Annotated in this window: 14 protein-coding genes and 1 pseudogene; 5 read left to right on the top strand and 10 right to left on the bottom strand. The window is 73.4% G+C overall.

All coding sequences use genetic code 11. The annotated features are described in order from the left end of the window. The 5 genes from AB0F15_RS34505 to AB0F15_RS34485 form a co-directional block, all read right to left on the bottom strand. Positions 1–831, bottom strand: an 831-nt coding sequence (locus AB0F15_RS34505) for a dihydrodipicolinate synthase family protein (RefSeq protein ID WP_360279794.1), incomplete at its 3' end; no start/stop codon positions are given. Continuing rightward, positions 828–2114, bottom strand: a complete 1287-nt coding sequence (locus tag AB0F15_RS34500) for an FAD/NAD(P)-binding oxidoreductase (protein WP_360279791.1) — start codon at positions 2112–2114, stop codon at positions 828–830. The genes AB0F15_RS34500 and AB0F15_RS34505, both read right to left, overlap by 4 nt. Continuing rightward, the gene (locus tag AB0F15_RS34495) at positions 2111–2377 is read right to left on the bottom strand and encodes a (2Fe-2S)-binding protein (protein WP_360279788.1); all 267 of its coding nucleotides are present in this window, start codon (positions 2375–2377) and stop codon (positions 2111–2113) included. Before AB0F15_RS34495 ends, AB0F15_RS34500 begins: the two co-directional genes overlap by 4 nt. Further along, on the bottom strand, positions 2374–3540 hold the full coding sequence (locus AB0F15_RS34490) for an FAD-dependent oxidoreductase (protein WP_360279785.1): 1167 nt from the start codon (positions 3538–3540) through the stop codon (positions 2374–2376). Before AB0F15_RS34490 ends, AB0F15_RS34495 begins: the two co-directional genes overlap by 4 nt. Before the next feature lie 52 nt (positions 3541–3592). Then, complete coding sequence (locus tag AB0F15_RS34485) at positions 3593–4207, bottom strand: XRE family transcriptional regulator (RefSeq protein WP_360279783.1); 615 nt, start codon at positions 4205–4207, stop codon at positions 3593–3595. Between the two features lie 71 nt (positions 4208–4278). On the opposite strand from AB0F15_RS34485, the gene AB0F15_RS34480 reads away from it, so the two are divergent. Further along, a complete protein-coding gene (locus AB0F15_RS34480) occupies positions 4279–5277 on the top strand; it encodes a methyltransferase (RefSeq protein WP_360279780.1) in 999 nt (332 codons plus the stop codon). Between the two features lie 178 nt (positions 5278–5455). Here AB0F15_RS34480 and AB0F15_RS34475 read toward each other — a convergent pair whose 3' ends face one another. After that, entirely contained in the window at positions 5456–7471 is a 2016-nt protein-coding gene (locus AB0F15_RS34475; protein WP_360279778.1) for a phosphocholine-specific phospholipase C, read from the bottom strand. A gap of 176 nt (positions 7472–7647) precedes the next feature. Between AB0F15_RS34475 and AB0F15_RS34470 the strand changes: the two genes are divergently transcribed. Together AB0F15_RS34470 and AB0F15_RS34465 are read left to right on the top strand one after the other, a co-directional pair. Beyond that, positions 7648–8184: a MarR family transcriptional regulator gene (locus AB0F15_RS34470; protein ID WP_360279775.1), complete on the top strand. Its 537-nt coding sequence runs from the start codon at positions 7648–7650 to the stop codon at positions 8182–8184. Further along, positions 8181–8549, top strand: coding sequence for a hypothetical protein (locus AB0F15_RS34465; RefSeq protein WP_360279772.1), 369 nt, complete (start codon positions 8181–8183; stop codon positions 8547–8549). Before AB0F15_RS34470 ends, AB0F15_RS34465 begins: the two co-directional genes overlap by 4 nt. A 444-nt stretch (positions 8550–8993) precedes the next feature. Here the strand turns inward: AB0F15_RS34465 and AB0F15_RS34460 are convergent, their stop codons facing one another. After that, complete coding sequence (locus tag AB0F15_RS34460; RefSeq protein ID WP_360279769.1) at positions 8994–10196, bottom strand: MFS transporter; 1203 nt, start codon at positions 10194–10196, stop codon at positions 8994–8996. Positions 10197–10306: 110 nt separating this feature from the next. Between AB0F15_RS34460 and AB0F15_RS34455 the strand changes: the two genes are divergently transcribed. Next, on the top strand, positions 10307–11014 hold the full coding sequence (locus AB0F15_RS34455) for a metalloregulator ArsR/SmtB family transcription factor (RefSeq protein WP_360279766.1): 708 nt from the start codon (positions 10307–10309) through the stop codon (positions 11012–11014). A 122-nt stretch (positions 11015–11136) separates the two neighbouring features. On the opposite strand, the pseudogene AB0F15_RS34450 reads toward AB0F15_RS34455, so the two are convergent. Then, positions 11137–11857: pseudogene (locus AB0F15_RS34450) on the bottom strand (succinate dehydrogenase/fumarate reductase iron-sulfur subunit). Between the two features lie 20 nt (positions 11858–11877). On the opposite strand from AB0F15_RS34450, the gene AB0F15_RS34445 reads away from it, so the two are divergent. Next, the gene (locus AB0F15_RS34445; protein ID WP_360279763.1) at positions 11878–12027 is read left to right on the top strand and encodes a hypothetical protein; all 150 of its coding nucleotides are present in this window, start codon (positions 11878–11880) and stop codon (positions 12025–12027) included. On the opposite strand, the gene AB0F15_RS34440 is transcribed toward AB0F15_RS34445, so the two are convergent. Together AB0F15_RS34440 and AB0F15_RS34435 are read right to left on the bottom strand one after the other, a co-directional pair. Beyond that, the gene (locus tag AB0F15_RS34440) at positions 12020–12862 is read right to left on the bottom strand and encodes a TIGR03619 family F420-dependent LLM class oxidoreductase (protein ID WP_360279760.1); all 843 of its coding nucleotides are present in this window, start codon (positions 12860–12862) and stop codon (positions 12020–12022) included. The two genes, AB0F15_RS34445 and AB0F15_RS34440, sit on opposite strands and share 8 nt — an antisense overlap. A gap of 851 nt (positions 12863–13713) precedes the next feature. Continuing rightward, positions 13714–14271, bottom strand: coding sequence for a hypothetical protein (locus AB0F15_RS34435; RefSeq protein ID WP_360279757.1), 558 nt, complete (start codon positions 14269–14271; stop codon positions 13714–13716). Positions 14272–14292: the final 21 nt, after the last annotated feature.

Below are 14292 nucleotides of genomic sequence, written 5' to 3'. Positions count from 1 at the left end.
CGGCGGGCGGCACGGCCCGCCGCGGCGGCCCACCATGTCCATCCCGAGCTTGATGGCCTGGACGAATTCGGTGCGCGAGTCCCAGCGGAACGCGGCCACCAGCGGTTCGTACAGCGCCCTTGCCTCCTCGAGCTTGCCCGCCGTGGCGAGCTCGAACAGGCGTGCCGACTCGGCCGGGAACACGTTGGGGAACCCGGCGAACCAGCCGGTGGCGCCCATCAGCAGGCTCTCCAGGACGACGTCGTCGGCGCCGCCGATCACGGCCAGCCCCGGCGCCCGCTCGCGGATCTCCAGCACGCGGCGGACGTCGCCGGAGAACTCCTTGACGGCCACGACGTTGTCGATCTGCGCGATTTCGGCCAGCAGTTCGGGCGTGAGGTCGACCTTGGTGTCGAAGGGGTTGTTGTAGACCATCACCGGCAGCCCGACCGACGCCACCGCCTCGAAGTGGGCCAGCACCTCGCCGCGGTTGGCGCGGTAGAGCGTCGGGGGCAGGCACAGCACGCCGTGCGCGCCGTCCTCGGCCGCCGCCTCGGCCCAGTACCGCGCCTGGTGCGCGCCGGGGCCGTGCACGCCGACGACGACGATCCCGTCGGTTCCGACGGCTTCGATCGCGGTGCGGGCCACCCGGCGGCGTTCGTCGTCGGTGAGCGAGGAGTACTCGCCGAGGGAACCGTTCGGGCCGACCCCGCGGCAGCCGTTGCCGACGAGCCACCGGCAGTGTTCGGCGTAGGCGTCGTAGTCGACGGCCAGCCCGGCCGGCGCGGCGTCGTCGGCCCGGTAGGGCAGCGCGGCGGCGACGACCACGCCCCCGAGGTCACGGGTGCTCATGCTGGAGTCTCCTTCGGATCGGCGAGTTCGCCCAGGCGGATCGGCTGGGCGATCGGACGGTGGTGCCGCTCAGTGCTCCCACACAGCTCGGCGACGGCGGGGTCGCACATCCGGCCCTGGCACGGGCCGAGCCCGGCCCGGGTGCCGAGCTTGAGCGCGTGCGGGCCCGGCGCGACGGCGTCGGCCGCGGCTCTTTTCAGGTCGCCGTAAGGGGTTTCCTCGCAGCGGCAGACAATCGTGTCCGGACGCAGCCAGCCGGGCCAGGCCGCGCCGATCGGGTGCGCGGCGGCCAGGCGACGGGCGAAGGCGCGAGCGTGGTCCCGCTTCTTGATCAGTGCGCGGCCCGGCGTCCTTCCGGCGGCGGCCCACCCGGCGACCGCGCCTTCCGCCGCGGCGAGGGCCGCACCGCCGATGCCGGTGATCTCACCCGCGGCGAACACGCCGCCGGCGCTGGTGCGCTGGTCCTCGCCGACCTGGACGAACCCGCCGTCGAGGACGCAGCCGGCCGCGACGGCCAGTTCGGGTTGCGGCACGAAGCCGTGTCCGACGCAGAGGGCGTCGACCTCGTAGGTGCGTTCGGTGCCCGGGACGACCGACCAGTCCGCGCGGAGACGGACGGTGACGGCTTCGCGGACCCGGTCGTCGCCGCGGGCTTCGACAACGGCGCGGCCCAGGCGGTAGGGCACGCGGTGCCGGGCCAGCGTGCCGGCGTACCGGACCAGTTCGTTCGTCTTGCCGACGTGCGCCGCCGCCCGCCACGACCATCCTTTGAGGACAGTGCGCGCCGGGTTCGCCTCCAGCACGGCGAGCACTTCGGCGCCGACGGCCAGCAGGGACTCGGCGACCGGCAGGAGGAACGGCCCGGCCCCGGCGACGAGCACGCGCCGCCCGACGGCGACCCGCTCCCCCTTCGCCAGGGCCTGCGCGGCGCCCGCGGTGAAGACGCCGGGCAGCTGCCAGCCGGGGAACGGCAGGACGCGATCGTGCGCGCCGGTGGCCAGGACCAGCGCGTCGGGTTCGAGGGTGTGACGCTGCCGGTTCGTGCCGTCGGCCGGGCCGCGCAGCACGTGGACCCGCTTGCCCTCCAGGGCCCAGACGGTGCTTTCCAGCCACCACGTGCCCCGGCTCAGGAGTGCTTCGAAACGGTGCGAGGCTCCCCGGTGGTACTGCCCGCCGGGCGCGTCCGCCTGGTCCAGGACGGTGACCTCGGCGCCGGCGGCGAGCGCGTGCCCGGCCGCCGCGAGCCCCGCGGGCCCCGCCCCGACGATGACGACGTGCGTCACGCGCCCTCCTCCCGCGACTGGGTCCGGATCTCGTCGCCGTCGGCGGCGCGACGGCGGCAGGCGCGGACGTCGGCGACGCCGTTGACGGTGAGCAGGCAGTCGAAGCAGGCGCCGATCCCGCAGAAGACACCGCGCGGCGCGCCGGAGCGCGTGGTGCGCCAGGACAGCCGGCCGGCGGCGAGGAGCACGCCGGCGACGGTCTGTCCGGCGACCCCGGGCACGGTCTCGCCGTCGACGGTGAGTTCGATCGGCCGCTCGCTCACGCCAGCACCGCCGGACGGTCCACGGTGAACTCCTCCACCGCCATCGACGGTGGTGCTCCGGTCAGCAGCTCGCGCAGCAGCAGGGCCGTCCCGACGCTCAACCCGATCCCCGCGCCCTCGTGCCCGGTGGCGTGCCACAGGTTGCCGAGCCTGGGATCCTCACCGAGCACCGGCAGGTGGTCGTCCACATACGGCCGGAACCCGCCGTACGCGCGCATCACCGCGGCGTCGGCCAGGGCCGGGAACAGCCGGACCGCCTTCGCCGCGATGGCGCCCAGCACGTCCGGCCGGATCGTGTCGTCGAAGCCCACGCGGCGGCGGGACGAGCCGATCAGCACCGTGCCGCCCCACGTCGACTCCACCACCGCCGACGTCTGCAGGTCGCCGCTGCCCGTGCCGACGGCTCCGACGTAGTCCGCGTCGTAGACCTTGTGCCGCACCACGCCCGGCATCGGCGTGGTCACCAGGACCTCGCCGCGCCGGGGCCGGACGGCGATCGGCGCACCCAGCCGCGCCGACACGAGCCCCGACCACGGTCCCGCCGCGTTCACCACGATGTCCGCCTCGACCACTTCGCCGGACACGCGGACCCCGGTGATCCGGCTGCCCCGGACCTCCCCGCCCGTCACCTCGGCCTCGGTGCGCAGCCGGGCGCCGTGGGCGAGCGCCGAACCCAGCAGGGCCAGCGCGGCGCCGGCCGGCTGCACCTGGGCGTCCTCCGGATAGTGGACGGCGGCGGTCACCTCCCGGGTCAGCGCGGGTTCGGCCGCCGCGACGTCCGCGGCGGAGAGCCGCTCGGTGCGGACCCCGGCCGCGGTCTGTGCCTCGGCGAACGCCAGCAGCGCGCCGGCACCGGCTTCCGTCGTGGCGACGACGATGCCGCCCTTCGGGTCGAACTCCGTCGCGGCCGCCGCGCGCGGGTCGCTATCGGCGAGCTCGGCCAGCAGCCGCGGCCACAACCGGGCCGACAGCTGCGCGAGCGCGAGTTCGGCACCCGGTCCCTTGTCGGAAACCAAGACGTTGCCTTCACCGTGCGAAGTGGTGCCGCCCGCGGGCCGGCCGCGGTCGAGGACCACGACGTCGAAACCCGCCACGGCGAGTTCCCTGGCGCACGCCGCACCGACGATGCCGGCGCCGATCACCACCACCCGCGTTCGGTTCATCGACCCTCCAGCGTTCGGTATAGCGAACGATAGGTCTGGATCGAGCGGGGTGTCAATCCTGCAGGACGGGGTGCGGCCTGCCGTCGAGCCGCTCGTCCGCGCGGTACTGCAGCAGCAGCACCGACTGCACGGGCGCGGTCAGCGCGGTGTAGCTGTGCGGTTCCCGGGCGTCGAACGCGACGTAGTCGCCGGGCCCGAGGTCCACCGTCCGGCCGGCGACCTCGACCCGCAGCTCACCGGCCTGCACGACGGTGTGCTCGACGCCGACGTGGCCCTGCGAGCGCTGCGGCGCGTCCCCGCGGACGACCTGGTCGTACACCTCGAAGACGCTGTTCTCCGCCTCGATCCGGCGCAGCGGCCGCAGGTCGACGCCTTCGCCGCGGAGCACCTCGACCTCGGCCGCCCGCACGACGGTCAGCCCCCCGCGCGGCCGGTGGTCGAGCAGGTCGGAGATCGCCACCTCGAGCACCCGGGACAGGCTGAACACGGTCTCGATGGTCGGGTTGCCGGTGCCGCCTTCCAGCTGGGACAGCGTCGCCTTGCCGATCCCCGACCGTCGCGACAGCTCGGAGAGCGACAGGCCGCGCGCCGCGCGCGCCGCCCGGAGGTTGACCCCCAGCATGTCGCGGATCGACGGACCACCATCGTCGTTCGGTAAAGCGTCCATCAGCCGCGCCCTCCGTTCGGTTTGCCGATCGGGCCAGCGTCATGATGCCACGCCGTCGCTACCCTCGACCGGTGAAGCAGCCGATTCTCGCGATGGCCGATCTGGCCACCCCCATGGCCATCCGGGTGGCAGCGACGCTCGGCCTCGCCGAGCACGCGGGCAGCACGGGAGCCACCGCCGCCGAACTGGCGTCCGAGACCGGTGCTTCCGCACCGGCGTTGGGCCGCCTGCTCGATCACCTCGTCACGGCCGGGGTGTTCGCCCTCGACGCGGAATCCGGCCGCTACCGGCCCACGGACCTCGGCGCGCAGTTGCGCGAGGACGCCCCGGAGGGGATCAAGCCCCTGCTCGACATCCACTCCGCCGGCGGGCGTGCCGAACTCGCCTTCGCCGACCTGCTCGAGACCGTCACCACCGGCGCCCCGGCCTACGAACACCGGTACGGGCGCGGCTTCTGGGCGGACATCGACGCCGAACCGCGGCTGCGGCGCTCCTTCGACGCCCAGATGAACTGGCGGTTCCGGGCGCAGGCGCCGCAGATCGCCGAACGCTTCGGCTGGAGCCGCTTCCCCCGCATCGTCGACGTCGGCGGCGGCAACGGCGTGGTGCTCGCGGAAATCCTGCGCGCCCATCCCGCCGTGCGCGGCGAAGTGCTGGACCTGGCCCCGTCGGCCACCGCCGCGGCCGACCGGTTCGCCGCCGCCGGGCTCGCCGACCGCGCCGGCGCGGTGCCCGGCAGCTTCTTCGACCCCCAGCCGCCGGGCGCCGACGCGTACCTGCTGTCCGACATCCTCCACGACTGGGACGACGACCACGCCCGCCGCATCCTCACCGGCTGCCGCGAGGCGGCCGGTGAGGACGGCGCGGTGGTGGTCATCGAGCCCCTGCGCAACCAGGGCGCGGGCACGGCGATGGACCTGTTCATGCTGATGTGCTTCGGCGGCCGGGAGCGGACGGCCGAGGAGCTGACCGCCCTGGCGGCCCCCTGCGGCCTGGTCCTGCGCGCCACGACCGCAGTGGCCGAGGGCCGGACGGCTTTGGAGTTCGCCGTCGCACAGCGGCCCGGCTGACCCGGCAGCGGAACCCGCCGGCCGCCCGCAACCGCGGCCGGCCGAACCACACCGGGAGTCCCGGCCGCGCCAGCGGCTGCGAACCCGCCCACCACCGCACCCACCGGCGGCCACCACCCCAGCCGGACCACACCGGCAACGCCGAACGCCAACTGCGTGCCCGCCGGGGCCGGTGGACTCAGTGCGTCAGCGTGTTCGGGTCGCTGGTGCTGGGGCGCCCCGTCTCGACGTGCCCCGCCAGGCGGCGCAGGAAGCGCGGATCCCCGTCCGACACGATCGAGACGTCGTACCAGTGGCCGCTGCGCCGCGTGTCCACCACCTCGACCACCCGCGCGCCCGGGCGCAGCAGGCGGGTCGTCGAACGCCGGGCGTACGCGTCCGTCAGCGTGAGCCGTACCGCGGTCTTCCCGCTGTTGGTCAGGACCAGCGCGAGATTTCCGCTGCGCCCCTCCGGACGCGCGCTCACCTCGGGCCCGGCCACGGCGCCCCGGAACTGCCGGACGAACCCGTTGGGCCCGTGGGCGGTGTAGTCGTAGCCGCCGGACACCGGCAGTGTGGCGGCGAGCGAGCACCCGGCACCGGCGGTGTACGTGCGCGGCTCCCCGCCCGGCGAGGTGACGGAGAACGTCGCGCCCGCGCGGCCCTGGTTGGCGAACGTCAGGTTCAGCGCCGCTCCCACCTGGGCGTCGGCGGCCAGGTCGTACGGCAGCGCCCGCGCCGGCCGCAGCCCGGGTTCCTGCTTCGGCAGCACGGCGTGGGCCGGGACCGCGGGCACGTAGTCCGGGTGCCGCTCGCGGTCCGGCGGCTCGTAGCCCGCGGTGTCCGGCAGGGCGGGCACCCGCGCGTCGGTCCGGGCGAAGTCGAACGCCGACGTCAGGTCGCCGCACACCGAGCGGCGCCAGGCCGAGATGTTCGGCTCGTGCACGCCGAAGCGGCGCTCGACGAACCGGATGATCGAGGTGTGGTCGAAGGTCTCCGAGCACACGTAGCCGCCCTTGCTCCACGGCGACACCACCAGCATCGGCACGCGCTGGCCGAGCCCGTATGGCCCGGCCGGGTTCGACGCCGACCCGGGGAAGATTTCCCCCGTGGTGTCCACAGTGGACTGCCCGGCCGTCGCGTACGGCGGGACGACGTGGTCGAAGAAGCCGTCGTTCTCGTCGTAGGTGATGAACAGCGCGGTCTTGCTCCACACGTCCGGGTTCGCGGTGAGCGCGTCGAGGACCTGCGCGATGTACCAGGCGCCGTAGTTCACCGGCCAGTTCGGGTGCTCGCAGAACGCCTCCGGTGCGGTGATCCACGAAACCTGCGGCAGCGTCCCGGCCTTGACGTCCGCGCGCAGCCGGTCGAAGTAGCCCTCGCCGGCCTTGGCGTTCGTGCCGGTGCGGGCCTTCTCGTACAGGGCGTCGCCGGGCTTGGCGTTGCGGTAGGCGTCGAAGTACAGCAGCGAGTTGTCGCCGTAGTTGCCGCGGTAGGCGTCGTCGATCCAGCCCCAGCCGCCGGCGGCGTCGAGGCCGTCGCCGACGTCCTGGTAGATCTTCCACGACACGCCGGCCTGCTCCAGGCGCTCGGGGTAGGTCGTCCAGGAGTAGCCCTTTTCGTCGTTGCCGAGGACCGGTCCGCCGCCCTTGCCGTCGTTGCCCGTGTAGCCGGTCCACATGTAGTAGCGGTTCGGGTCGGTCGAGCCCATGAAGGAGCAGTGGTAGGCGTCGCAGATCGTGAACGAGTCGGCGAGGGCGTAGTGGAACGGGATGTCCTCGCGCGTCAGGTACGCCATGGTGGTCGAGCCCTTCGCGGGCACCCACTTGTCGTAGCGGCCCCCGTTCCACGCCGCGTGCGTGTCGTTCCAGCCGTGCGGGAGGTCCTGGATGAACTGCAGGCCCAGGTTGTCCGCTTCGGGCCGGAACGGCAGGATGTCCCGCTTGCCGTCCGACTGCGCCCAGACGGACTTGCCGCCCACCGGCGTCGCCGGCCGCGGGTCGCCGAAGCCACGGACACCGCGCAGCGTGCCGAAGTAGTGGTCGAACGACCGGTTTTCCTGCATCAGCACCACGATGTGCTCGACGTCCCGCAGCGTCCCGGTCCGGTGGTACGCGGGGATTTCCGCGGCACGGGCGATGCTGGTGGACAGCGCGGAAAGGGCGGCGGTACCGCCGGCCAGCTGCAGAAACCGTCGTCGGTTGACGTCCGTCATGGGGACTCCGGGGGGTCGTGGTGGCGAGCCGGGTCAGTATGGGCGGCCGATGGCGAACCTGTCCCGGGACCGAGGCTAACGCCGGGCGAAAGCCTGGTTAACGCCTGCGAGCGGACAGGCCCCGGACAAAGATGTTGACAGAGATACGGAAGTACGTACTAATGTCGTGCTTCACTATGAATGACGTACCCAATCTGGCCCGGGACGAGGACGACCGGCTCTACTCCCCCGAGGTCCGGAGCGCGCTGGCCGAGTTCACCCTCGGCGAGGACACCGCCGCGCTCGAGGCCGCCGCGGCCGTCCGCACGGCCGCGCGAAGCCTCGAGCAGCTGCGCTCACGCGGAACCGACAGCCGCGGCCTCAGCCCCGGCGCCCTCGACATCCTGATCCGGCTCGGCACCGGTGACGCGAACATCAAGGAACTCGCCGCCTCCGCCGGGGTGAGCTCCCGGAACGTGACCGGCCTGGTCGACACGCTGGAACGAGCCGGGCTCGCCGAGCGGGTCCCCGACCCGCGCGACCGGCGCTCGGTGCTGGTCCGCATCACCGCCGACGGCCGGACGTGGCTGGACGAGTTCCGGCGGCCGTCACAGCTGGCCATGGCCGCCCTCTTCCGGGGGTTCACCGCCGCCGAGACGACCCAGCTGCGGCACCTCTGCCTGCGGCTGGCGGAGAACCAGCACCACCTCGCCCGCTACCTGGAGGACCGATGACCGGACAGACCCGCGACACCGTGCAGGCCTACCACCGGGCCCGGTTCGCCGGCGACGTGACCGCCGCGGCCGCCCAGCTGGCCGGCACGTTCCGGTTCCGGAGCCCGCTGATCGCCTCCACCGACGCCCGCGGCCACCTCGACGGGCTGGCGGGATTCGTCGGGATCGTCACCGGCGTGGAGATGATCAGTGAGCTCTACGGCGACACGGAGGCCACGCTCGTCTACGACGTGCACACCGCGACCCCGGTCGGCGTCCAGCACACCGCGGAGCACTTCCGGCTGTGCGACGGGAAGATCGAGGCCATCACCCTGATCTTCGACGCGACGCGCTGGCACCCGCTGATGGCGGCCGTGCAGCGGTGACCCGCCCGGGTGCCCGGGTTGTGGAGACCACGGACCGATCTCGAACACCGGGCGGGCACCGCCGGGACCGGTGTACCCGGGGCACGGCGAGGCAAACGCCGGCCGCGGCACCGGACCGAAACCCCGGTGGGCCTGACGAACTGCGGGGCCGCCGATCACCGCCGTGCTCGTCGTCGATGCGGCGGAGCGACTGGTGGTCCCGGGAGGGCGGGGGTGAGGCCCGCCTCCGCTCAGCGGAGGTCCGAGGGGGGTCGACCTGCGAGCGGAGACGGGAGTTCAGGGTCGGTACGGGGGCCGCCTCGCGGCGGAAGGCACAACACGGCTCCAGCGCTACCGGTATTCCGTGAAGGCAAGGGGTGAGGCCCGGGGGCACCGCCGTACCGACACTCTGTACAACGTCTTGCCCCCACTGGTGTTCCGGACCGCGAGCGTGACGTGCGTCGCTCAGCGCGCCGCCGCGGGCTCGGCCGGCTGCCGCGTCCGGACCGCCCAGCGGGTCAACGCCGGCACTGGCGCGACGGCCGCGAGGAACACCGCCGCGATCACCAGCCACCCGGGGCCGCCGAGACCGCCGACGGCAAGGGTGAACACGCCGGGCCCCACCATCTGCACGGTGGCCGTGGCCGCTTCGGTCGCGCCCTGGTAAGCACCCTTGGCATCTTCGCGCATCAGGCGCACCGACAGGCCCCAGTTGGCGGCCACGTACGCCAGCTCCCCGACGACGTGCAGCACCGCGGCCAGCCCCACCACCGCGACGGCGGCCGCTCCCGCGCCGCCGGACGTCGTCGCGAGCAGCACGCAACTGGCCGCGAGCACCACCCCGGACACCACCGCCGTTCTCGCGGCCTGGCCCACCGTGCGCGCGAACCGCGCGAACGGCACCTGGAACACGGCGATCCCCACCGAGCTGAGCACGACCACGACACCGCCCAGCCCGAGCGGCAGGTGGGTCCGGCCGGACAGCCACAGCGGCAATCCGGCCGACAACATGGCCCAGCACAGCGAAAGCACGGCCGTGGCCGCGGTGAGGCACAGGTACGGCCGGTCCTTCAGCACCACCCGGGCCGCCTTTTCCGGAGTCCGGCCGGCCGGGGGCCGCGCGGGCACCAGCAGGGTCGCGCCGGCGAGGACCAGGAAGCTGACGGCGTTGCCGGCGATGGCCGAGGTGTAGGCCCACCGGGCGTCGGCGGTCAGCACCAAGGCGCCGAGCCCGGCACCGGCGGCGTACCCGACGTGCTGGGCCACCCGCTGCTGCGCCAGGACGCGCACCCGCTCGGCGGGCTCGGTGACCAGCGCCGTGACGAGCGCCGTCCGCACCGCGGTCCCGCCGGTGGCCAAGGCGGTGAAGGGCACGGTCACGGCCAGGAACGACCAGGTGCCGCCGACCGCGAGGTAGCCGGCCATCGCTGCGGCCCGCACCAGCGTGAGCACGACCAGCACCGGCCGCGCGCCCACCCGGTCCGCGAAGGCGCCCAGCGGCACCGCGGCGGCCATGCCCACGGCGCCGGCCACGGCCAGTCCCGCGCCCACCGTGACCGGCGGGAGCCCGGCGATCCGGGTGAGGTACAGCGCCCAGATCGTGAACCAGAGGCCGTCACCGAGCGCGGAAACCCCACGGCCCCACAGGAGGCTTCGCAGTCCGGTCATGCATCCACCCTTCACGAAGACGTGAAGGGTATTCCCGGTTCGGAGCGATCGCAATCATCATTCACATTATCCTGAAGCGTGCTAAGCTCGCGCGCGTCGGAAGGGTGACGATGGGCGGACTGGTCGATGCGGGCAACGCCGTGCAGGGCGCGATCGTCGAGCTGACCCGCGAGCTGGCCGACCCGGTGCGGCTCACGGCCCTGCAGGTGCTCGCCGCGGAAGGCCCGCACACGATGGTGCAGCTGGCCGACGCGCTCGGGGTGACCGCACCCCGGCTGGGCAACCACCTGGCCCGGCTGCGGGCCGCCGGACTGGTGACGGTCGAACACACCGGACGGCACGCCGTGTACCGCGTCGGCCGCGAGGACCTCCTGGGCGTGCTCACCGCGCTCGCGCGCTACGCGGGCAAGGACGGCATCACCCCGCCGGACCGCGCCGAGTCGGCCGCGGACATCGCGCACACGTGTTACGACCACGCGGCGGGACGCCTCGGCGTGGCGGTGTTCGCCCTGCTCGTCTCGCGTGGGGCACTGCGGCCTCCGGACGGTTCCGCCCCCGAGGTGGCCCTCGGCGACGACCTGTCCGCGTTCCGGGACTTGGGTGTCTCGCCGGCGGAGGTGGACCCCGGCAGGCGGCGGCCGGCCACCGCCTGCCTGGACCGGACGCACCGCGTCCCCCACCTCGGCGGCGTCCTCGGCCACGAGGTCCTGGCGGCGTTCCTGACCGACGGTCTGGTCCGCCGCGGCTCGGAAGACCGCGAACTGCGGATCACCCCGCGCGGACGCCGCCGGTTCGGTGCACTGCTGCCGGGGTTCTGACCGTCAGCGGCGGCCGGACCAGCCGAACAACTCCTGCCTCGTACCGCAGACCGCCCGGCTCTTCGGGGTCCGGCCGGGCGAAATCCAGTTCCACGTACGTGATTCCGCCGCGCCCGGGAAGCCTACCGGCGGCCGGAACGGGTCGCCGCCAGGTACTCCCGGTTCAGCGTCGCGATGCTCGCGAACGGGATCCCCTTCGGGCACGACGCCACGCACTCCCCCGTGTTCGTACAGCCGCCGAAGCCCTCCGCGTCCATCGCGTCCACCATGTCGAGCACCCGGCTCGCGCGTTCCGGGCCGCCCTGCGGGAGCAGGCTCAGGTGGGTCACCTTCGCCGCCGTGAACAGCGTGGCCGAGCCGTTCGGGCACGCCGCCACGCAGGCGCCGCAGCCGATGCACGTGGCGTTGTCGAAGGCCAGGTCCGCGTCCGGCTTGGGGACCGGGGTCGCGTGCGCGTCCGGCGCGCTGCCCGTCGGGGCGCTGACGTACCCGCCGGCCTGGACGATCCGGTCGAGCGCCGAGCGGTCGACGACCAGGTCCTTGATCGGGAAGCCCTTGGCGCGCCACGGTTCCACGTCGACGACGTCGCCGTCCGCGAAGGAGCGCAGGTGCAGCTGGCACGACGTCGTGCGCTCGGGACCGTGCGCCCGGCCGTTGATCACCACGCCGCACGAGCCGCAGATGCCTTCGCGGCAGTCGTGGTCGAACGCCACCGGCTCGTCGCCGGCTTCGATCAGCCGCTGGTTCAGCACGTCCAGCAGTTCGAGGAACGACATGTCCGGGCTGAGGTCGTCGATCGGGTAGGCGACCAGCCTGCCGCCAGACGCGGACGGTGAGTTTCACGTGTAGCTCCGCTGGGTGGGGTGGACGTGCTCGAAGACCAGTTCCTCACGGTGCAGCACCGGCTCGGCGCCGTACTCCCACGCCGCGACGTGGGCGAAGTTCTCGTCGTCCCGGCCCGGCGGGCGAGCCTGCCGCCGGGCATCGAGTCCCTGGTCGACGACGTCAGCTGAGGCCGAACCGCCCGGCGAAGCCCGCCATCTCGTCCCGCCGGCGGCCGGGTTCCGCCGAAGCCGGCGTCACGACGATGCGTGTCACCCCTTGCCGGGCCAGCTCCTCGACGTCCGCCGTGGACATGTCGAGCGTCCCCCAGCGCGTGTACTGCAGGTTTCCCGGGTCGCTCGCGGTGGCCCGGGCGAGCTCGAACTGGCGGCGGCGCTCGTCCGCCGTGAGCGCTCCGCCGGGGAAGTAGCCGTCGCCGCACCGGCCCGCCCGCCGGGCCGCGGCCGCGCTCGATCCGCCGACGTGGATCGGCAGCTCGCGGACTCCCAGCGGCTTCGGGAAGCTGCAGACCCCTTCGAAGGAAAAGAACTCGCCCGCGAAGGAGACTCCCTCTTCGCCGCCTGCCCACAGCAGCCGCAGGACGTCGATGGCTTCGTCCGTCCGGCGGCCGCGGGTGGCGAAGTCGACGCCGGCCGCCTGTGCCTCGCCGGGCAGCGCGCCGACCCCGACCGTGAGCAGCCGCATGCGGCCGCCGGACAGCACGTCGACCGTCGCCAGCCGCTTGGCCAGCACCACCGGGTGGTGGTAGGGCAGCAGCAGGACGCCGGTTCCCAGCAGGATGCGGCTCGTGACGGCGGCGACGAAGCTGAGGCACTCCAACGGATCCGCGTACGGCAGCGACGGCGGCAGCGCCATCGGCCCGATCTTCGCGCCCGGGTACAGCGCGACGTGCTCCGGCAGGTACAACGACTCGAACCCGCACTCCTCCGCGTCCCGGGCGAAACCCGCGATGGTTTCCGGGTCCGTGCCGAAAAAGGGTGTGCTGTAGCTGATCCCGAACTTCACCCCCCGAAACTAAACGTTGACGCCGACGTCAAAGCAACACCCGAGCCGAGCGGATCCCGGCCGTAACCGGCGTGATTGAAGCCGGAACTCGCGTGATCCAGCCCGGAACTCGCGTGATTGAAGCCGGAACTCGCGAGTTACGGCCCGGATCACGTGAGTTCCGGGCTGGATCACGGCACCGACGTGTGGCGCGGGCCGGGCTGTCCGGTGGTCCGGCCCCGAGCTACAGGCGCCAACAGGGTGGCCACCGCCACGAGCGCGTCACGAGCGGGTGCCGTCATCGATGTCCTCCGCGGGCCGGGTGTTCGAGCGGCCGATCATCGCAGATCACCCACCCGGGGGTACCTCGTTCAGGCGCTGGTGGCGAGTCCGCGTCCGACGTACGGTCCGCCCGGAGGCGACGACAGCCCGGACGACGGTCCGGTGGCGTCAGTTCACCTCCGTCGGCGAGCGCCACACCGACGTCCTGCCCGCGCTGGTGGCCGTGTCGGCTTTGATCGCGGTCCCGGTCACCGGCCGGCGGTGCAGTGGCTGGTTCTGGTGGTGCTGCTGTTCTTGTGCTGCTTCTTCGGGCCGGCGGCGATCGTCGCGGCGTTCGTGCGGCACAACTCGGCCTGGTGGGCGGCGCTCGCGGTCGTCGGGGTGCTGCGGCGGTCCCGGCCCTCCAGTCCGGTGCCTCGGTCACCGTGGGCGTCGGCGACCAGCTATGGCGAACGCAGTACCGGGCCTGGACATCACGAAAACGACGCATTGGACCCGGAAGTACGTGTTCACCGGCTGGCCGGTCGGCGTGATCACCCTCGGCTTCCGGGTGGTCGAAGTCATCCACCACATCCGGCCACGCGAAGTCCCTAGCGGACGAGCGCCGTCAAGGTCCGGCGAAGGTCGGTGGGGTGGCGGACCCAGATGTCCGCCGCCGTGCCGTCGGGGGACGTGAGCGTCAGGCAGCCCTGGTCTCCCGGGCCCCACAGGGAAATGACCTCCGTGGTCCACGACCGGTCGAATGTCAGGGCGCCGACGCCGCGGTCGCGGTCGCCTTTTCGCGGCTCCCACCGCAGTTCGCCGTTCCGGAGGGACAGCCGGCCGAACAGCTCGCCCACTTCGTCGGCGCGGCGGGCATGGCGGCCGGGCGCCTTGGCCCCGAGACGCAGCGCCACCTGCGCCGGCAGCTGGGCCGGCCACGACGGAGCCTGGCCCGCCACCCGCCGCCGGCGCTCCGCACGGGTGTCGCGCCACACGATCACCGAGGGCGCCGCGTACGCCAGCGCGAGCAGGCCGAGCAACGTGACCACCGCCGGGACCCAGCCGGTCTTGAGACCCAGCAACGCCGTCAACGCCGCCAGGTAACCGATGCCGAGCAGCGTCCGGGTGCGCCGCCGTCGTTCCCGGTCCCGGCCGTATCCTGTCATCCGCCCGTCCGATCGGTTCGC

Origin of the sequence: Amycolatopsis sp. NPDC026612 (genome assembly GCF_040638285.1) — a bacterium.
Lineage (GTDB): Bacteria > Actinomycetota > Actinomycetes > Mycobacteriales > Pseudonocardiaceae > Amycolatopsis.
Note: the sequence above shows the minus strand (reverse complement) of the source record. Positions and strands in the feature narration are given on the sequence as shown.